This is a genomic window from Psychrilyobacter sp., from assembly GCF_049671765.1.
Taxonomy (GTDB): domain Bacteria; phylum Fusobacteriota; class Fusobacteriia; order Fusobacteriales; family Fusobacteriaceae; genus Psychrilyobacter.
The window spans coordinates 1-19,019 of record NZ_JBATVM010000096.1 but is presented as its reverse complement, the minus strand read 5'-3'; the positions used below and the strand labels follow the sequence as shown (position 1 = coordinate 19,019).

At 29.3% G+C, this 19,019-nt stretch carries 19 protein-coding genes; 13 read left to right on the top strand and 6 right to left on the bottom strand.

Annotation, left to right across the window (positions count from 1 at the left end):
* Positions 1 to 111: 111 nt before the first annotated feature.
* Positions 112 to 2,445, top strand: a complete 2,334-nt coding sequence (locus WBG30_RS04660) for a heavy metal translocating P-type ATPase (protein WP_424503477.1) — start codon at positions 112 to 114, stop codon at positions 2,443 to 2,445.
* 165 nt (positions 2,446 to 2,610) lie between these two features.
* Positions 2,611 to 3,711, top strand: coding sequence for an amidohydrolase family protein (locus tag WBG30_RS04655; RefSeq protein WP_424503476.1), 1,101 nt, complete (start codon positions 2,611 to 2,613; stop codon positions 3,709 to 3,711).
* A 62-nt stretch (positions 3,712 to 3,773) separates the two neighbouring features.
* Here the strand turns inward: WBG30_RS04655 and WBG30_RS04650 are convergent, their stop codons facing one another.
* Both WBG30_RS04650 and WBG30_RS04645 read right to left on the bottom strand, forming a co-directional pair.
* Positions 3,774 to 4,259, bottom strand: coding sequence for a tetratricopeptide repeat protein (locus WBG30_RS04650; RefSeq protein WP_424503475.1), 486 nt, complete (start codon positions 4,257 to 4,259; stop codon positions 3,774 to 3,776).
* A 25-nt stretch (positions 4,260 to 4,284) separates the two neighbouring features.
* Positions 4,285 to 5,274, bottom strand: a complete 990-nt coding sequence (locus WBG30_RS04645; protein WP_424503474.1) for an AIR synthase family protein — start codon at positions 5,272 to 5,274, stop codon at positions 4,285 to 4,287.
* A gap of 314 nt (positions 5,275 to 5,588) precedes the next feature.
* Between WBG30_RS04645 and WBG30_RS04640 the strand changes: the two genes are divergently transcribed.
* The 5 genes from WBG30_RS04640 to WBG30_RS04620 are packed head-to-tail and all read left to right on the top strand — an operon-like array spanning position 5,589 to position 10,196.
* A complete protein-coding gene (locus WBG30_RS04640; RefSeq protein WP_424503473.1) occupies positions 5,589 to 7,724 on the top strand; it encodes a peptidase U32 family protein in 2,136 nt (711 codons plus the stop codon).
* A 4-nt stretch (positions 7,725 to 7,728) separates the two neighbouring features.
* A complete protein-coding gene (locus WBG30_RS04635; protein WP_424503472.1) occupies positions 7,729 to 8,376 on the top strand; it encodes a class I SAM-dependent methyltransferase in 648 nt (215 codons plus the stop codon).
* A 2-nt stretch (positions 8,377 to 8,378) separates the two neighbouring features.
* Positions 8,379 to 9,236, top strand: coding sequence for a glucosaminidase domain-containing protein (locus tag WBG30_RS04630; protein WP_424503471.1), 858 nt, complete (start codon positions 8,379 to 8,381; stop codon positions 9,234 to 9,236).
* Positions 9,190 to 9,660 (top strand): signal peptidase II, encoded by a 471-nt coding sequence (gene lspA / locus WBG30_RS04625; RefSeq protein ID WP_424503470.1) that lies wholly within the window; start codon positions 9,190 to 9,192, stop codon positions 9,658 to 9,660. Before WBG30_RS04630 ends, lspA begins: the two co-directional genes overlap by 47 nt.
* Before the next feature lie 32 nt (positions 9,661 to 9,692).
* Positions 9,693 to 10,196: a YgjP-like metallopeptidase domain-containing protein gene (locus tag WBG30_RS04620; RefSeq protein WP_424503469.1), complete on the top strand. Its 504-nt coding sequence runs from the start codon at positions 9,693 to 9,695 to the stop codon at positions 10,194 to 10,196.
* A 96-nt stretch (positions 10,197 to 10,292) separates the two neighbouring features.
* Here the strand turns inward: WBG30_RS04620 and WBG30_RS04615 are convergent, their stop codons facing one another.
* Both WBG30_RS04615 and WBG30_RS04610 read right to left on the bottom strand, forming a co-directional pair.
* On the bottom strand, positions 10,293 to 11,765 hold the full coding sequence (locus tag WBG30_RS04615; RefSeq protein ID WP_424503468.1) for an alanine/glycine:cation symporter family protein: 1,473 nt from the start codon (positions 11,763 to 11,765) through the stop codon (positions 10,293 to 10,295).
* Positions 11,766 to 12,090: 325 nt separating this feature from the next.
* Positions 12,091 to 12,864, bottom strand: a complete 774-nt coding sequence (locus WBG30_RS04610; RefSeq protein ID WP_424503467.1) for a sterol desaturase family protein — start codon at positions 12,862 to 12,864, stop codon at positions 12,091 to 12,093.
* A gap of 195 nt (positions 12,865 to 13,059) precedes the next feature.
* Here WBG30_RS04610 and WBG30_RS04605 point away from each other — a divergent pair, with 195 nt between their 5' ends.
* From WBG30_RS04605 to WBG30_RS04585, 5 genes are all read left to right on the top strand, one after another.
* On the top strand, positions 13,060 to 14,649 hold the full coding sequence (locus WBG30_RS04605; protein ID WP_424503466.1) for a sensor domain-containing diguanylate cyclase: 1,590 nt from the start codon (positions 13,060 to 13,062) through the stop codon (positions 14,647 to 14,649).
* Between the two features lie 81 nt (positions 14,650 to 14,730).
* Positions 14,731 to 15,162, top strand: a complete 432-nt coding sequence (locus WBG30_RS04600) for a rubrerythrin family protein (protein WP_424503465.1) — start codon at positions 14,731 to 14,733, stop codon at positions 15,160 to 15,162.
* A gap of 16 nt (positions 15,163 to 15,178) precedes the next feature.
* The gene (locus WBG30_RS04595) at positions 15,179 to 15,601 is read left to right on the top strand and encodes a MarR family winged helix-turn-helix transcriptional regulator (RefSeq protein WP_424503464.1); all 423 of its coding nucleotides are present in this window, start codon (positions 15,179 to 15,181) and stop codon (positions 15,599 to 15,601) included.
* Positions 15,602 to 15,680: 79 nt separating this feature from the next.
* Positions 15,681 to 15,827 carry a zinc ribbon-containing protein gene (locus WBG30_RS04590; protein ID WP_424503463.1) on the top strand — a complete coding sequence of 49 codons (147 nt, stop codon included), beginning with the start codon at positions 15,681 to 15,683 and terminating at the stop codon, positions 15,825 to 15,827.
* A gap of 61 nt (positions 15,828 to 15,888) precedes the next feature.
* Positions 15,889 to 16,497 carry a cyclase family protein gene (locus WBG30_RS04585; protein ID WP_424503462.1) on the top strand — a complete coding sequence of 203 codons (609 nt, stop codon included), beginning with the start codon at positions 15,889 to 15,891 and terminating at the stop codon, positions 16,495 to 16,497.
* A gap of 43 nt (positions 16,498 to 16,540) precedes the next feature.
* Here the strand turns inward: WBG30_RS04585 and WBG30_RS04580 are convergent, their stop codons facing one another.
* Complete coding sequence (locus tag WBG30_RS04580) at positions 16,541 to 17,164, bottom strand: copper homeostasis protein CutC (protein WP_424503461.1); 624 nt, start codon at positions 17,162 to 17,164, stop codon at positions 16,541 to 16,543.
* 170 nt (positions 17,165 to 17,334) lie between these two features.
* Here WBG30_RS04580 and WBG30_RS04575 point away from each other — a divergent pair, with 170 nt between their 5' ends.
* Positions 17,335 to 18,240, top strand: a complete 906-nt coding sequence (locus WBG30_RS04575; RefSeq protein ID WP_424503460.1) for a nucleoside recognition domain-containing protein — start codon at positions 17,335 to 17,337, stop codon at positions 18,238 to 18,240.
* A 149-nt stretch (positions 18,241 to 18,389) separates the two neighbouring features.
* Here WBG30_RS04575 and WBG30_RS04570 read toward each other — a convergent pair.
* Positions 18,390 to 19,019: methionine adenosyltransferase domain-containing protein (locus tag WBG30_RS04570; protein WP_424503459.1), on the bottom strand; the 630-nt coding region annotated here is incomplete at its 5' end.

Below are 19,019 nucleotides of genomic sequence, written 5' to 3'. Positions count from 1 at the left end.
AGTTCAGTTTTTTTTAAAATTTAAATTGTTATATATGAGTTGACATTCATATGACTATGGGGTAATATATGAATAAGCGTTCATATATTATTTGTTTAAAGGGAGAAAATTATGAAAAGAGAAGTTATATATAATGTAAAAAACCTACATTGCGGTGGATGTGCTGCTAAGATTGAAGATGCAGTGAATTCATTATCATATGTAGAAAGTGCTAATTTAAATTTCATGAAAAAAACTTTAGTCATTGCTTTAAATGAGATAAAAGAGGATCTTTTGGAGGACTTAAATAAATTAGCAGATAATTTAGAACCTGGAACAATAATCGAAGAAGTTTTAACTAAGAAAAATACAAAAGTTACTTATAGTGTAGAAAATTTACATTGTGGCGGATGTGCATCTAAAGTTGAAAATGCAATAAATGAACTCCCAAATGTTTTGGAGGCTACACTAAACTTTATGAAAAAAACTTTAGTGGTTGAATTTTCTGAGAAAAGAGATGACTTTTTAAAAGAGATCAAAATTTTAGCTGATAAAATTGAACCAGGAACAACTATTGTTGAAATCGAAGAAGATCCAAGTGAAGAATATGTAGAGCCTGAAAAAATTGTTAGTATAAAACAAAGTAGGTCTTATAAAAAAGAGTTGAAAGTAGCAATTGCGTTATTTTTATTTTTTCTTGGAACCTTTGGGATAGAAGAAACAAAGTTGAAATTAGCAGTACTTATTTTGGCTTATGTAGTTTCTGGTGGGAATGTAGTTTTAAAGTCATTTAGAAATATAGCTCGGGGGAATGTCTTTGATGAAAATTTCTTAATGACTATCGCAACCTTTGGGGCATTTTTTGTAGGAGAATACTCTGAAGCAGTTGCTGTTATGATATTTTATCAAGTAGGAGAATACTTCCAAGGAAGAGCAGTTAATAATTCTAGAAAATCAATTGAAAGTTTGATGGATATAAGACCGGATTTTGCAAATATAAAAATTGGGAATGAACTAAAAAAAGTTAAACCTGAAAGTGTAAAAGTAGGAGCAATAATTGTCGTTAAACCCGGTGAAAAAATACCACTAGATGGAGTTGTTATAAAAGGAAATGCTGCTCTAGATACATCTGCACTAACTGGAGAATCACTTCCTTTAGACGTTAAATCTGGAGATGCAGTATTAAGTGGGAGTATCAATAGAAACGGGGTAATAGAAATTAAAGTAGATAAAGATTTTTATCATTCAACTGTGAGTAAAATATTGGAATTAGTAGAAAATGCCAGTAATAAAAAAGCTGATACTGAAAAATTTATAACTAAATTTGCCAAATATTACACTCCAGCAGTAGTAGTTGTAGCTACGATGACCGCTGTTATTCCTCCTCTGTTTGTAGGAGACTTTAACACTTGGCTATATAGAGCATTGATATTTTTAGTTATATCGTGTCCGTGTGCATTGGTAGTATCTATTCCCCTTGGATTCTTTAGTGGGATTGGTGCTGCATCTAAAAAAGGTATTTTGATAAAGGGTGGAAATCACTTGGAAGCACTATATAAAGTTGGTGCTGTAGTATTTGATAAAACAGGAACTATCACAAAGGGAAATTTCAAAGTAACTGAAGTATTTACGAGTAAGATGTCAGAGGATGAAATTATGTATATATCGGCTCATGGAGAGGCATATTCTAATCATCCAATAGCTAAAAGTATAGTAGAATCATATGGAAAAGAAGTTCAAATAGAAAAAGTAAAAGATTACAATGAGATAGAGGGTCAGGGAGTAAGTTTAGTTTTAGAAGGCAAGAAGATACTATTAGGAAACTATAAATTAATGGAAACAAATAATGTGAAATGTCCAAAAATAGATAAAATAGGAACCATTATTTATGTGGCGATTGAAGATAAATTTGAGGGTTATCTTGTGATTTCTGATGAATTAAAGGTCGATTCAAAACAGGCGATCTCATCTCTGAAAAAAATGGGAATAAAAACATATATGTTAACTGGAGATAATGAGTATGTAGCGGCTGATATTGCTAATAAAGTAGGAATAGATAAAGTTTATGGTGGACTATTACCAGATCAAAAGGTAGATGTTTTTGAAAAAATTCAAAATGGAATTGGTGGGAACGTAATTTTTGTAGGAGATGGAATTAATGATGCTCCTGTACTAGCCCGTGCTGACGTAGGAATAGCCATGGGAGGAATAGGTAGTGATGCTGCGATAGAAGCTGCGGATGTAGTCATAATGAATGATGAACTTACAAAGATAGTAGATGGAATAAATGTTGCCAAAATAACTAGAAAAATTGTTACACAAAATATTATATTGGTCTTAGTTATAAAACTAGTAGTTATGGGATTAGGAGTCATGGGAGAAGCTACAATGTGGGAAGCTATATTTGCTGATGTAGGAGTAGCAATCTTAACTATATTTAATTCTATTAGGATTTTAAAAAAGTAATGAGAAACTATATCTAAAAAATCAAGGTGATGTTATATCAAAAGAAGTACAATTTAGAGGTTTATAGCTTCTGAGATAATAAAAAAATAAAAGTCTAGAAATTTTAACGAATTTCTAGGCTTTTAGTGTATAATGGGGGAAATAAGACTGTAGGAGTTGATAATATTGATTTTGACAAAAGCAAGAATTTTGAGCCATGGTATAGATGAAGGGATATATTTTATCCGAATAGCAGATGATAAGATAAAAACAATTAGTAAGGATATGATCCTTCCATTTGAAGGTGAAAAAATAATTGATATAGAGGGAAATTATTTAACTCCTGGTTTAATTGATTGTCATACTCATTTGGGATTAAAAACTGATTCAGCTGGTGTTTTTTATGCTGATCACAATGAGAAAAGTAACTTTATAACTCCAGAAGTAAGAGCTATAGATGCAATAAACCCTCAAGATATAACCTTTGTAGAAGCTAGATCAGCTGGAATAACAGCGTGTGGAAGTGGGCCTGGATCTGCTAACCTTATAGCTGGACAATATGCCTGTATAAAAACTTTTGGAGATACAATAGATGATATATTAGTAAATCCATATATTGCTATGAAAGCTGCTTTAGGAGAAAATCCAAAACGAGTCCATAATCTGACTAGGATGGGTCTTATAAGTAAGTTGAGAAAATTTTTGAGAATTTCTAAAGAGTATAATTTAGATGAAGAGGCTAAATATGACCATCAATTGGAAGCTATGAAACCTGTAATGAATAAAGAAGTACCCTTAAAAATTCATGTGCATAGGGCTGATGATATAGTCTCTGCCATAAAGGTTGTAGAGGAATTTGATCTATTATATACATTAGATCATGTAACTTGTGGGGCAGATATATTAGATTATATCCATACAAAGAAAAGAAACCTAATAATAGGACCTAGTTTAGGAGCTAGAGGGAAGATGGAGTTAAAGGGGAAAGGATTTGAAAATTTAGTTAAATTGGCTAAGGATCAGGATATATCAATAATAACAGATGCTCCTGTGATACCGCTACAGTATCTGCCAATTTGTGTAGGATTAGCGATTTCTAAGGGACTATCTTTTAAAAAGGGATTAGAAGCAGTAACAATAAATCCAGCTCGTATGATGGGAGTAGAAAAAAGAATTGGTTCTATTGAAGAGGGAAAAGACGCAGATCTAGTTGTGTGGAAAGATAAACCTTTTACAAGTATTCAAGATCCAATTTTAGTTATGATAAATGGTAAAATTATTAGTTAATAAAAATGGGGTTCTCTAAGAGAACCCCATTTTTGTTGCACTTTCCATTTTCTCTGATTTTTTTAAAATATTTTATCTAATTTATCAGAATAAAATAAAATGGCATCTTTATAGCTTTTAATTTTAGTATCATTTGAAGTTTCACTTATAATTTTTAGTAATATATCCATAGAATTTTTATGATCTCCTAAATTATAAAGAGTCATAGAATAAAAGACTTGAAAGTCTTTATTATCTGGAAATTCATTCATGGCTCTTTTAAAAATTTCTTCTGATTTTTTATACTCTCCTATACATCGATAGGTGCTTCCTAAACCTAGATAAGCCCCCTCTAAATTTTCACTAGAAAGTCCATTTTCAATTGCTTTAAGATAATAAGGGATGGCTTCTTGTTCTTGTTCTAATGTATCATAACACCATGCACATTGATAGTTAGCTATAGGATCTTTAGGGTTTTCTTTTATATATGTTTTTATAATTTCTAAAGCCTTTAATTTTTCACCATTTTGTCTGAGTTCAACTACTTTTTTTAATATAGATACCTTCATCTTGTTCCTCCTAAAATTTATATGTTTATACGACTTTATAAAGTTCATCACTTTCTGGTTCAGAAATATTTAACTTTTGATCATTAGAGTCGTATATGTATTTTTCATTGATATTTTTTGTAAAATAACCGATTTCAAAAGTAGGGATATCATGTGATATTAATTTATTTAATAGGATATCCTTATTTTTAGAAGAGACAATAATAAGCATTGATCCACTGGAAATTAATTTTAATGGGTCGATCTTATAATAATCACAAATTTTATTGGTAACATCAGAAATATTTAATTGATCGTGGTAGATAGTAACTCCTAATTTAGAAAGCTCTGCAACTTCCCAAATTGCTCCTAAGATTCCTCCTTCTGTGACATCGTGCATTCCTTTAGAAAGTTGTGAAGACAAGAGGCCTTCCTTGACAACACTAGTAAGATCCATCATAGATTTTCCATAGTCAATTTCACTTTGGGATAATATAGTTTTTAATTCTTTTTCTTTTTCATGGGCTATGATAGCTGTGCCTTCTATCCCCGTTCCTTTAGTGAGTAAGATTATATCTCCCTCTAAAATTTCTTTTTTATCTTCATAGTGCTCTTTAGTTCCAAAACCTAAACCTGTTACAGATATTATGATTTTATTTACAGCATCGGTAATTTCAGTATGGCCTCCTAAAATATCAATATTTAATTTGGCACATTCAGATTCCATATCAATCATTATATTTTGTAGGTCTTCTATACTAGTAGATGGAGGAGCTAATATAGTAACCATGATACCCATAGGCTCAACACCTGTAGTAGCTATATCGTTACAGGTTATATTTACAGCTAATTTACCTATCTCAGAAACTGCACCGGTAATGGGATCAGAGCTAATATAACATACTTTTTCTCCTAGATCTATAGCAGCACAGTCATCTCCTATTCCTGGTGAATTTAAAAATTCTTTTCTTTTCTTTTTTATATTATTGAAAATCACTTCTTTTAGTTGTGAAGCAGTTAATTTTCCTATTTTCATTAATTTTCATCCTCTCAAAATTTAAGTTTATTTGTTATAAAATATTATAGCATAAAGATAGAGAAGAAAACTTAATTTTCCTATTTTGGTCACGAATTATATTAGTTATAACAAATTTAAAAGGTTTAATTTGTGACTAGGTTTTTTAATATTTTTTATTTGTGAAGATTGATATTAATTGGTAATCAACTTAAAGAAAAAATAATATTATTATCAGTTATTGATTTTTAGTGCTTAGGTTTTAACTCTTGATAAAACCTATAAAATATAGTACTATATTAGGTAAATAAAAATTTAAAAATAGAGGTGGAAAGATGAAAATAATTGCTCCTGCAGGGGATATAGAGAGGATGGAAGCAGCCATAAAAGGTGGCGCAAATGAGGTTTATCTAGGACTAAAAGGTTTTGGGGCTAGAAGATCAGCTATTAATTTTACTATTAATGAATTAAAAGATGCTATTGATTATGCACATTTAAGAGGAGTCAAAGTCTTACTGACATTGAATACAATTATGAAAGATAGTGAGTTAGACTCTTTATATATGAATTTATCGTCACTTTATGAACATGGATTAGATGCTGTAATCGTACAAGATTTAGGTGTTTTCAGATATTTAAAAGATAATTTTAAAGATTTAGATATTCATGGTAGTACTCAGATGACTATAGCTAATCATGTTGAAGCTAACTATCTATATAATTTAGGGTTTAAAAGGGTTGTTTTATCCCGTGAACTTAGTTTTGAAGAAATCAAAAATATTAGAAAGAAAACTAAGGTAGAATTAGAGGTATTTGTATCTGGAGCTCTATGCATATCTTATTCAGGAAATTGCTATATTAGTAGTTTTATTGGTAGTAGAAGTGGTAACAGAGGAATGTGTGCACAAGTTTGTAGAAAAAAATACACAACAACTAAAAAAGAAAGTGGATATCTTTTGAGTCCAAAAGACCAAATGCTAGATAAGGTTGAGATTGAAAAACTAAAAAATGTAGGAATAGATGCAATTAAAATAGAAGGAAGAATGAAATCGCCTAATTATGTTTATGAAATGGTAGGGAAATATAGAGATATATTGGAAGATAAAAATGAAAGCCATCATCCTGAAAAAATATTTAACAGAGGGTACTCAAAGGGACATTTTTATAAAAATGATAGCGAAAAATTAATGAATAGTCAATATGCTTCTAATTATGGATATAGTATTGGTGATGTTAGAGGTAGAATATTAAAATTAAATACTACAGTTATTTTAGGAGACGGTATAGCTTATTTAGATAAGGATATGAATATATTACAGGGTGAATATCTAAATCAGATTATTATTATGGGTAAAAAAGTGAAAGAAGCGAAAAGATTAGATCTAATTAGTATATATCCACCTAAAGGGACTAAATTTATATATAAAACATTTGATAAAGCATTAAACGATAGTATTGAATCTACATTGAAAACTGCAAAGGGTAGAATGCATATAGGTGGGAAGTTCTTTGCACATGTAGGAGAGCCTATAAGATTTGATATCTATACAAATGGAATAACTTTATCTATTGTAGGAGATATCTTAGAAGAAGCTCAAAAAAGACCTTTAGATAATGAAACTATATTTGATAAATTAGGAGAGATGGGGAATTCTACACTAAAATTATCTACCCTTGATATTCAATATGATGGAAAAGCCTTTGTTTCACTTAAAACTTTAAAGGATATAAAAAGACAAGCCATTGAAAAATTTGAAAATGAATATTTAGCAACGACTAGGAGAACTTTAGACACTTATGAAGCTGTTGGATTTACATCTACAATAAGTGAAAATGACTATAGAACTACAGTGGCAGTTTCTGTTGTAAATAAGGCTCAATTTAAAGTAGCTAAAGAATTTGGAATTAAAAAAATCTATTATAGAGGGCCTGAAGTAGCGAAGGAATCTAATTTAGAAAAAATTGATACAAAATCAAGATTAGCTTCTAATCTATATCAATTAATACAAAATGAAAATGAGGTTGTATCTGTAGACTACAACTTTAATATAGCTAACAGTAGATCTATAGAGGAATTTGCAAAGATAAAAAATGTAGGAGTTATCTATCTGTCACCTGAGTTTGATCTTGATTATCTAAGTACTCTAGAATTGAGTAGATGCGGGATGATGGTTTATGGTCATCTTACAGGGATGTATATAGAAAATCTTAATGTAGAAGCTGATAACTTAACCAATGAAAATGGAGATAATTTTAGACTTCATACTAATAAATTAGGTAATACTCAAGTCTTTTTAGAAAATCCTATGAACGTAATATCTAGAATCGACAAATTAAAAGATTTAGGATTAGCTGAAGTAAGGTTAGACTTTGTTTTGGAGTCAGACTTTGAGATGAGAAAAGTATTAGAGAGTATTAAAACTGGAGTAGGAGAATATACTCCTTACAACTTGCATAAAGGAGTATTTTAAATCTATGAAGTGTAATATATGTGAAAATGAAGATCTTCATCTAATTGAAGTGAAAAATAAAGCTGGATTAAAAAAATACTATAAATGTAAAAAGTGTGAATTTATTTTTATAGATAAGGCTCATATTTTAACCTCTGAAGATGAAGGTAAGAGATATGAAGTCCATAACAATGAGATTTCAGATCCATCATATAGATCTTATTTTAAAAAATTTATAAATTATATAGAAGATGTTTTAGATAAAGAAAATAATATCCTAGATTACGGTTCAGGGCCTCAGCCAGTATTAGCTGATGTAATGGAAAAAGAAGGATATAAGGTCGATATCTACGATAAATATTTCTATAATAAAAAAGATTATTTGGATAAAATGTATGATGTAATTATCTCGACAGAGGTCTTTGAACATATATATATACCTATAGAAACTCTAGAAATTTTGTTGTCTATTTTGAAGAAAAATGGTAAATTAATTCTCATGACGGCGGTCTCTCCTCCTACTGACGAGGAGTTTAAAAAGTGGTGGTATATTCAAGATGCTACCCATGTTGTATTTTATAATAAAAAAACTTTTGATGCTATAAGCAGGAAATACAACTTAGATATAATAAAATATAATCATAAGAATATTATAGTGTTTCAAAGGAGGTAGCCGTGGGGATTAAATTATTTTTACTTTATTTAATTGTTGTAATTATTAATTTCTCTCAATTAGAAACTGAAGTAGCTAAAAAGAATAAGAAAAAAGAAAATACAAAATTAAAGAATAAAAAAAATGATCAACTGAACTTAGGGGAAAAAGGTACTTATAAAAAGATAGATTTACTTCATTTATCTGATATTCAGTTGATTCCAGGAGAAAAATTAGTTCCTAGAGTGGTTTATAACATGGGTAATGTATCTTTAAAAGATTTGAATGTTTTTAAGAAAAAGCAAGCTTTCTTTGAAATTATTGTGCCTACAGCTATGATTGTGGTAGAAGAGATAGAAGAGACTAGAGAGGGTTTAAAACTAATGATGGAAGGGAAAGAAGACAGAGATGAAGAATACCTTTCAAAAATGTATGAAAAATATAGAGTTAAAGAAAAAGACATAGAAGTTTTATATCATAAATTGAAACCTGTTCCTATATCAATTTTACTTTCACAAGCTATTTTAGAAAGTGGATGGGGAACATCTAGATTCTTTGAAAAAGCAAATAACATATTTGGTGTATGGTCAGTAGATCCTACAGAACCAAGGATAAAAGCTGGACAGGCTAGGGTCAATAAACAAGTGTATCTAAGAAGCTATCCGACATTAAAAGAATCTATTTCTGATTATATGAAACTTTTGGCTAGACACAAAGCTTATAGTGAATTTCGTAAAGAACTCCAAACAACAGATGACTATAAGATTTTAGTCCCTAAATTAGACAAATATAGTGAAATGGAAGAGGTTTATATTAAGAGACTTTTAGCTACCATTGAACATAATAAATTATATCAATATGATGGGTATGAATTTGAGTAGAGAGTTATTATTTGCCTTAGGAATAATAATAATTTTTTTAACCTTGGATCTGTGGACTAAAGGATGGGCTGAGAAAAGCTTAAATCTTCCAAAATATCTGTTTGGTGGGAAGATACAATTGATCTATATGAGAAACTATGGGATAGCATTTAATAAATTATCTGGGAAAAAGAAGTTAATATTAATTATAAATTTATTTTTATTCATTTATTTAAGCTATCTTTTATATGCTGATATGAATAATTATTTTGCTTATTCCTTAATATTAGCAGGTGGATTTGGAAATTTTATCAATAGATTACAAAAAGGATATGTAAGTGATTTTATATATTTTAATCTAAAGGGGTGGCCTGTATTTAATATTGCAGATTTTGAAATTATTTTAGGCATAGTAATAGTTATATTAAATGAGATAGCAAATTAATGATTGTATAGAAAATTTAAGAAAGGATAAAAATGGAATTTAAATATTTAAATGGATATTCAGAAAATGTTTTACAACAGGTAGAACAGTTGATTAAAGAAAAAAAATTAGGAGATTATATTAAAAAAAAATATCCTAAAGCTCATAGAATAGATACAGATAAACAACTTTATGAATATACAATGGAGATAAAAAATAATTTTTTAAAGAAGAGTCAGCCACTGTCAAAGGTAGTTTATGATGGAAAAATAATATTAGAAAATCAAGCTTTGGGACTCCACTCATATATTCCTAGGAAACAAGGTAAAAAAACAAAGGTGAAAAATGAAATAAAAATAGCTTCTAAATTCAAAAAAATGCCATTAGAATTTTTGAATCATATAGTGATTCATGAATTGGCACATTTAAAGGAAAAGAATCATGATAAAGCTTTTTATAGACTTTGTCAGTCTATGGAAGAAAATTGTGGGCATGTAGAGTTAGATCTAAGAATATATCTAACTTATGTAGATATATACAAGGAAGAACTTTATTAAAAAAGGACGGTATCTAGTAAAAACAAACTAGATACTGCCCTTTTTTATTTTAAACTAACTTCTAAGTATTAATACTTTTATATTTCTAGATAAAGACTAAACATTATGGTGATGTTTTTTATAATCTGGATGATGTTTATACCCACCTTCCCAAAATTCTGCATTTTTTACTCCCATTTTTATAGAATCATATTGTGGATCTAGTCCCTGAGCTCTTTGCTCTTCATAGTCTTTAAGACTATCTAATGCAGGCTTTCTTAAAAGAATAATAGCAATAATATTTAACCATGCCATAAGTCCTACACCTACATCTCCTAATCCCCAAGCTAATGAAGCTGTTTTGATTGCTCCATAATAAATAGCAACCAGTAATGCTAATCTCATTAAATTGACAACTTTTTTATGGTGTTGACTTCCTTTAAATAAATAAATAATACAAGTCTCTGCATAATAGTAATAAGCCATCAAAGTAGTAAACGCAAATAAGAATAATGCAATAGCAACAAATTTACTCCCAAAACCTGGAATAAAAGAATCAACTGCCATTTGTGTATATGCTGGTCCATAGTCAACACCCGGAATATTTTCAACAATGAATCCACCAACTTTATCACGGACATTATAGGCACCAGTTAATAGAATCATAAATCCTGTTGCACTACAGACAAATAATGTATCTATATAAACTGAAAATGCTTGAACCAATCCTTGTTTAGCAGGATGAGAAACCTCAGCAGCACCAGCTGCCATAGGACCAGTACCTTGACCAGCTTCGTTAGAATAGATACCACGCTTTACTCCCCATGAAATTGCCATACCTAAAATTCCACCAAAGGCTGCGTCTACACCAAAAGCACTCTTAATAATTAACATAAAAACTGCTGGAAGTTGTGTAATATTAACGACAATGATTATAAGAGCAACAAGTATATAAGCTCCAGCCATAAATGGTACAAGAATTTCAGCTGCTTTACCCATTCTATGGACACCACCGAAGATAATAATTCCCAATAGAACCACTATAATACCACCAGTTATATAGGGACTAATACCGAAAGCAGTTTGTACACCTGTAGCGATACTGTTTGCTTGAACACCTGGTAATAAAAATCCCATTGCAATAACAGAAGCAATTGCAAATAATACAGCATACCATTTTATACCAAGACCTTTTTCAATGTAATATGAAGGTCCACCACGATACTGATTATCAATTTCAACCTTATAAATTTGAGCTAATGCTGATTCTACATATGCAGAACCTGCTCCTAAAAATGCTATAACCCACATCCAAAATAATGCTCCTGGACCACCGAGAGCAATGGCAGTTGCAACTCCTGCTATATTACCTGTTCCTACTCTTCCAGAAACGGCTAGTGCAAATGCCTGAAAAGAAGAAACTCCTTGTTCAGATTCTTGACCACCAAAAAGTAATCTTACCATTTCTTTTAAATGACGTATTTGCATAAATCGTGTTGCAAATGAGAAGTAAAGTCCTGTTGCAAGAAGTAAATACACCAGTACTGGACTCCAGATTATCGAGTTGAGAAAATCAACAGCTTGACTCATAAATAACCTCCTTAAATAAAAAAAAATAATTTGACAAAGTTAAAATTTAATAAGAATGAATTTAACTATAATACTATATTCTTTTTTTATTATAAAAATCCTTTTTTTTGGTACTTGTATTATATAATTAAATATAAAAAAAGGGATTTATAGAAAACTCCTTGGAAAAGCTCTAAAAAAATAACTTGGAAAATTTCCAAAATTAAAGGCGTTAAAGTAAGCTTATAAAAACTAAAAACCAGAGATATTTATCTCTGGTTTTTTTAAAAATAATTTGGATTGAGCTTATTGGAACCTATCTCATGTCACTTTTCATTCTAAATTTTCAATGGAGTTTTTTTACAAATGGTTGTCTTATCATATATAGAAATTGCTGATATTTATTTTCTACATACCCAGGTATTCCATACTTAGGTGTAGAGGTATCACCTTGGGGAAGAAAAGTTCCAAAGATTTTATCCCATAATATAAGAAAGGATGAAAAATTAGAATTGGATTCCTTTTGCTTTAAAGAATGGTGGATCCTATGGATATATGGAGTCACAATAAATTTTGAGAGGAAAATATCTAAATTTCGATTGATCTTTATATTACTGTGGTGGAAATAGACATTTATGTTAAATATAACATCATAGAGTAAAAGAGCTTCTACAGGTATTCCCATTAAAAGTATAAATGGTAGTTTGAATAGGTGTCCCATGAGTACCTCAAAAAAATGAAACCTTAGGGCAGAAGAAACATTGAGGAGTCTGTCTGTATGGTGAATATTATGAAAGTGTCTTAAAAATAAGTTTCTATGAAGCATTCGATGCCACCAGTAATTTATACAGTCTAAAAATATAACTCCTAAGATAAGTTTAAAATTAGAATTTAAAGAGGTGATATTAATAATTCCGATTTCCATATTTTCAAGGTATTTAGCTAATGCATAAACTGTAAAGAGTGAAAAAAATCTTCCAATAAATAAATTGACTATTCCAAGACTTATATTGCTTATATCATGTGTTTTTGCAACAATATTTTTATTTACTTGTGGGATAATCCTTTCTAATATAAATAATAATAAAAAAGATGCTCCCATGAATATAATTTTTTCCATAATTTTCTTCTCCTTGAATAAATTTAGTATATGTTTTTTTATAGATTTTACAAAGATATTCTATATTGTACTTTTTATTTATAGATATTCCTTTTTTATTTGGACTATACTAAATAGAATTGAATTTTTTTATTAAGATGTTATTTAATAGAGGAAAGGCAAAGATATAATGTATAACTACATAGAGGTGATTAAATGAACTTAAAAAAGAATATATATATAGTTAATTTTTTTACAGCAATTATTCCAATATTGATAATTTCTATAGTTACATATTTTATTTTTTCAGAAAGACTAAATAAATTAGAAGAGGAAAAAATAGAATTCACAAGTCAAACTATAGAAAAGCATTTAGATGAAAAAATATTGAATAGTATTGAGTTACTCAGTTACTTAGAGGGAATCTACAAAAATGAAGATGATTATTTAGAAACAACAGATTATGGAGATGTTGATCAAGAGAGAACTATTCATATGCTTCATCATATGAATAAACTATCTACTTTGGAAAGTGCGGTTAAGTTTATAGCCTATGGAACAGCTGAGAAAAAAATGTTTTTTGATGAAAATGCAGGGGATCAAAATTTATCTTTGGATTTTGATCCTACTATAAGGCCATGGTATGTAGGAGCATTAAATGCTGAAGATTATTATCTATCTGAAGTTTTTATACATTCGGGAACGAAGGAGCCTATAATTACAATATCTAAAAAGTTAGAAATAAATGGTCAGGTAAAAGGAGTGTTGACAGCACTGTTAGATCTATCTGTAATTTCTGAAATTTTATCAGAGCATAAAGTTGGAGAAACTGGTAATTTTTTTTTATTAGATAAAAATAGTAATATGCTTATTGGCTCAGACCGTGATAAAGAGAAACTTAGTTATATAGCTAATATTAATTTAAGTGATTTTGAAAGTCAGGAATTTGAAAAAAAGACTCCAGAAGGGAATATAGTATATCATATTTATAAATTGAAAAGATTAAATGAAACTTTAGTAGGAGTTGTTTTGGAAAAAGGTATCCATGCTCCTCTTTATTATTTAAGAAAGGTAGTATTAATAATAGTATTTTTAGTTATAATAGTTATTAGTGTTATATTATTTATTTTTGGTAAATCTTTTGATAAGTCATTGAATAGGTTATCTTATATAGTTAATAGTATCTCTAATGGAAATTATACTAAAAATATAGATAAATTGACTGAAATCATAGGGGAAAAAAGTGAATTAAGAATCATAAAGGACGCTATAAAAAAAATGAATCATGAGATAGTTAAAAGAGAGGTAGAATTAAAGTATATTTCTGAAACAGATGTTTTAACTAGTATATATAATAGAAGGGCAATTATAAGTTTTATAGAAGTAGAAATTGAGAAATCAAAAAAATTTGGATCAGAATACGTAGTTATTATGTTTGATTTAGATAAGTTTAAGAAATTAAATGATAAATTTGGACATCTATTTGGAGATGAAGTACTGAAGGGAGTTTGTAAAGAAGTCTCAAAAAATATAAAGAAAACAGATAAATTTGGAAGATATGGAGGGGAAGAATTTTTAATAATATTTCCTAATACTTCATTTTCTGAAGGGATTGAAGCAGCTGAGAGACTAAGGCAAAAAATAGAAGATATGAAATGGGAAAATGATGTAGTTGTAACTGTCAGTATGGGAGTTATAAGAAATATGAGAGCAGATACTTTGAATTTGTCTTTAGAAAGAGTTGATAATTTACTATATAAAGCTAAAAATAATGGTAGAAATAGAATAGAATATCAAGGTGTATAATAAAAAAATTGACAGATAAGTACTTATGGGATATACTTTAAAAAAGATCGTACACGATCTAAATTAATTAGGAGGTACACCATGAATATAAAAGGAAGTCAAACTGAAAAAAACTTAATACAGTCATATCAAGGAGAATTAGCAGGCGATGCACTATATAAAATATTTGCAGGAAAAGCTAGAGAAGAGGGACATGAAAATGTAGCATTATCATTTGAAAAATTAGCTAAGGAAGAGGTTGGACATAGTGAAGTATTTAAAAAATTTCTAGGAGAAGCTGAAATAAATATAGATATAGAAAACTTGAGATCTATGTGTGGTGAAACAGTTTCAAATTTAAGAAGGGCTTCTGCAGGAGAATATCAAGCATATGAAGAAACATACCCTAAATTTTCAAAAATAGCCCAATCAGAAGGATTTTCTGAAGTAGCAAAAGTATATGAAGTATTGGGAAATGTAGAATTAAGGCATAGTAACATTTTAAAAGAATTGGCAGATGGGATAGAAAAGTAATGTTTGAGGTGAAGAGATGGAAGATTATTTGAAACTAGATATGCAACTTTGTTTTAAATTTTATAAGATATCAAGATCAATTATAAGATCCTATAAACCTTTATTAGATAAGTTAGACCTTACTTATCCTCAATATTTGGCTATGTTAGTAATGTGGGAATATAATAAAATATCATTTTCTGATATGAGCAAAAAATTAGATTTAAAAACAGGAACATTGTCACCTATGTTGAAAAAACTAGAAAAAATGGAGCTGGTTGAACGAGTGACTTTGGATATTGATTGTAGAAAAATAGTGATTGGGATAACAAAGAAAGGCTTGGGACTAAAAACAAAAGCTAAAAATATACCTTTGGAAATTTTAGAAAAAACAGGAATAACTATGGAAGAGTTAAAAGATATAAAAGCAATACTTCAAGTTGTAGAAGACAAATTTTAGGTGGGGGAATATCTATAATAATGATATTTTGTGTATTGTAATTATAAATATTTATGATCCAAATTTAGGAGATGATTCTGTGGAAAAATTTTATTATTTTGGAGATGAAGTAGAAAAAGGAACTTATATGTGTGTATTATGTGGATTGGAATTAAAGATGGAAAAGGGTGAAATTTTAGACCTGTGCCCTATATGCTCTGGATCAAAATATCAAAAAGTAGATTAATATACATAATCATGATAGTGGGTTGTTTTAAACAACCTGCTATTTTAAATGGAGGTAATTTATGCTTATCGATGTAACTCAAGAAACAAAAATAGGAAAAATATATAGACCAGGATCTCCAGCACTAGATGTAAAAGAAATTATTTGTAATCAAGGAACAAAATCAGAATATAAAACTATTGAATATACTATTGCGACTCATAATATGGGAACCCATATAGATGTTATGGGTGTAGGAGTAGAGATTCCTCTAGAAAGACTTATTGGAAAAGGAATTAAATATGATATTTCTCATATAACTGATAGACCAGTGGAAGCAGAAGATATAGATCTATCCCTTATAGAAGGAGGAGAATTTATTTTTTTTCAAACTAATTGGGACAGATACGTAATGGACAATAAATATGCTGATCATCCTGAAATATCTATAAATCTTGCAAAAAAATTAACGGAATTAGATATAAATATGATAGGAATAGATGCCCTTGGTATTGGAAAAGGTAAAAATCATGGTACTATTGATAAATTATTGGGACAAGCAAAAAAATATGCTATTGAAAATTTATGTAATTTAAATAAAATTCCAATTAAGGGTTTTAAAGTGTATTGTCTACCGACTAAGATAGAAGGATTAGATGCTCTTCCTGCAAGACTGCTTATAGAATTTTAATTAAAAAATCCATCTTTTAAATTTAAAGATGGGTTTTTTAATTTTATTTACTTAAATCTCCTACAATTTTTTTTCCATGAAATTCAGTAGAGAGTATTTGAGACCTTACCACCTCAAAATTTTCGAGTGTCACCCCTCCAGCAACTACAATTTTAATTTTTCCATGGGCTATAGAAATCATTTTATTTAAAATTTCTTTTCCTTCAAGAGCTGTTTTGGCTCCTCCAGAGGTAAGAATTCTATCTATTCCTAATTTTATTAATTTTTCAATCTCATCTATAGGGTTTGAAATTTCATCGATTGCTTTATGAAAGGTTACTTCCATTTCATTAGTTTCTTTCAAGATGTCTTTTAAGATAGAATAATCAATTTTATTGTTTTTTGTCAAAACTCCTAAAACTACTCCCTTTACACCTAATTTTTTGAATAATTTTATATCTTCAATCATAATATCAATCTCAGAAGAGCTATAGCAAAAGTCACCTCCTCTAGGTCTTATCATAACAAGAACAGGAATTTTTATTTTCTCTAATACTTTTTTTACTGTTCCATAGGACGGTGTAGTTCCACCTTGAGCTAGATTTTCGCAAAGTTCGATTCTCTCAGCACCAGCAATTTGTGCTTTTTTAGCTTCTATAAAATTTTCGACACAGGCTTCTTTTATCAATGAATCTACCTCCAATTAAATTAATTTATTTAAAATGATATTATTTATTTTACTAATGTTTTATAATGACATATAATTATATTAAATTCAAATTTTTTGACATAGATATTTAAAAAATTGATAAAATTAAATCCCCAAGGAAAATAAATTAATCATAGAGGAGACAAAAAATGAAATTATTAAAAGAAAGTGTAAAGATAAGTTTGAAACTTTTAAAAATAATGCTTCCTATAAGTATTTTAGTGAAGATCGGAAGTAATTTTGGAATAATAGAAATACTTTCTAAAACTTTATCACCGCTAATGAAAATAATGGGACTCAGTGGAGAGATGGGAATCGTATGGGCAACTGCCATGATAACCAATATCTATGGTGGAATATTAGTGTTATTTACCATGGCACAAACTAATACATTCACAGTGGCAGAGATAACTATCGTGGCTAGTATAATTTTATTTGCTCATTCACTTCCAGTAGAACTCAAAGTTATATCGGAAACAGGAGCAAAGCCGTGGAAAATTTTAAGTATAAGGGTATTGTGTGCTGTAATAGCAGGAGGATGTCTAAATTTATTATTTAAAACTTTTAATATCTATCAAGAAACCGCAGTTTTTAGATTTACAATAAAAGAATCAAATTCAGGTATTACAAACTGGATATTTGGAGAATTAAAAAAATATATAACAATATTTCTTATTATATTTATTCTTTTAGTATTTATGGAAGGATTGAAAAAAATAGGAGTTATAGGCTGGATAAATAATAAATTTTCTCCTGTGATGTCTTTTTTAGGAATCGATCCAAAATTATCATTGACATGTATCGTAGGACTAACCATGGGAATCAGTTATGGTAGTGGACTTATTATAAAAGAAGTAAGAGAGGGAAGTTATAACAGAAGAGATTTATTTTTAGTGGCAGTATTTATGAGTTTGTGCCATGCTCTTATAGAGGATACCCTTTTGATGATTCCTTTAGGAGCTAAGCTCATAGGAATATTTTGGGGTAGAATATTCTTTGCGGTAATATTTACATTGATATTTAATAAGCTAATGCCAAAAGATAAGATAGAATAAATAGAAGGAAAACTAGGAAAATAAAATCCATAAGGTATGTGTAATGGTATTAAAGTAGATATATGTTATTTTAAGAGACTGAAATATTTATATCTAAAAAAGGTAAGTAGTTTAATTCATCTACTTGCCTTTTTTTAATTGTATAACTATTATTTTCTTAATTGAAATTTTATCAAATCTACTTTATTTAACCTTTCCCATGGAAGGTCTATGTCTGTTCTTCCAATATGGCCAAATGCAGCTAGATCTTGATATTCAAAATTTCCACTTCTCAATTCAAGATCACTTTCTATTCCTTTAGGAGTAAGATCAAATATATTTTTTACAATATTTGCCATCTTTATCTCGCTGATTTTTCCAGTACCAAAAGAATCTATCTTTATAGAAGTTGGTTCAGCTACACCGATTGCATAGGAAAGTTGCACTTCACATTTTTCTGCAAGATCTGCTCCTACAATGTTTTTTGCAACCCATCTTGCGGCGTATGCTGCTGATCTATCTACTTTTGAAGGGTCTTTCCCAGAAAAAGCTCCGCCACCATGTCTAAAATATCCTCCATAAGTATCTACAATTATCTTTCTTCCAGTAAGACCAACATCTCCATGGGGTCCTCCTATTACGAATCTTCCTGTAGGATTTATATGATAGTGTTTTACACATTTTGGGTTTAGTTTATATTTTTCAAGGGTAGGATTGATGACCTTCTCTATAATTGTTTTATGGATCTCACTTTGTGTAACATCTGGGTGGTGTTGTACAGATACGACTACTGTGTCTAC

Excerpts from the sequence above, each read along its gene's own strand:
- WBG30_RS04660 (WP_424503477.1), top strand. The coding sequence starts at position 112 with ATGAAAAGAGAAGTTATATATAATGTAAAAAACCTACATTGCGGTGGA.
- WBG30_RS04605 (WP_424503466.1), top strand. The coding sequence starts at position 13,060 with ATGAACTTAAAAAAGAATATATATATAGTTAATTTTTTTACAGCAATT.
- WBG30_RS04585 (WP_424503462.1), top strand. The coding sequence starts at position 15,889 with ATGCTTATCGATGTAACTCAAGAAACAAAAATAGGAAAAATATATAGA.
- WBG30_RS04635 (WP_424503472.1), top strand. The coding sequence starts at position 7,729 with ATGAAGTGTAATATATGTGAAAATGAAGATCTTCATCTAATTGAAGTG.
- WBG30_RS04595 (WP_424503464.1), top strand. The coding sequence starts at position 15,179 with ATGGAAGATTATTTGAAACTAGATATGCAACTTTGTTTTAAATTTTAT.
- WBG30_RS04600 (WP_424503465.1), top strand. The coding sequence starts at position 14,731 with ATGAATATAAAAGGAAGTCAAACTGAAAAAAACTTAATACAGTCATAT.
- WBG30_RS04645 (WP_424503474.1), bottom strand. The coding sequence starts at position 5,274 with ATGAAAATAGGAAAATTAACTGCTTCACAACTAAAAGAAGTGATTTTC.
- WBG30_RS04640 (WP_424503473.1), top strand. The coding sequence starts at position 5,589 with ATGAAAATAATTGCTCCTGCAGGGGATATAGAGAGGATGGAAGCAGCC.
- WBG30_RS04650 (WP_424503475.1), bottom strand. The coding sequence starts at position 4,259 with ATGAAGGTATCTATATTAAAAAAAGTAGTTGAACTCAGACAAAATGGT.
- WBG30_RS04575 (WP_424503460.1), top strand. The coding sequence starts at position 17,335 with ATGAAATTATTAAAAGAAAGTGTAAAGATAAGTTTGAAACTTTTAAAA.
- WBG30_RS04615 (WP_424503468.1), bottom strand. The coding sequence starts at position 11,765 with ATGAGTCAAGCTGTTGATTTTCTCAACTCGATAATCTGGAGTCCAGTA.
- WBG30_RS04620 (WP_424503469.1), top strand. The coding sequence starts at position 9,693 with ATGGAATTTAAATATTTAAATGGATATTCAGAAAATGTTTTACAACAG.
- WBG30_RS04610 (WP_424503467.1), bottom strand. The coding sequence starts at position 12,864 with ATGGAAAAAATTATATTCATGGGAGCATCTTTTTTATTATTATTTATA.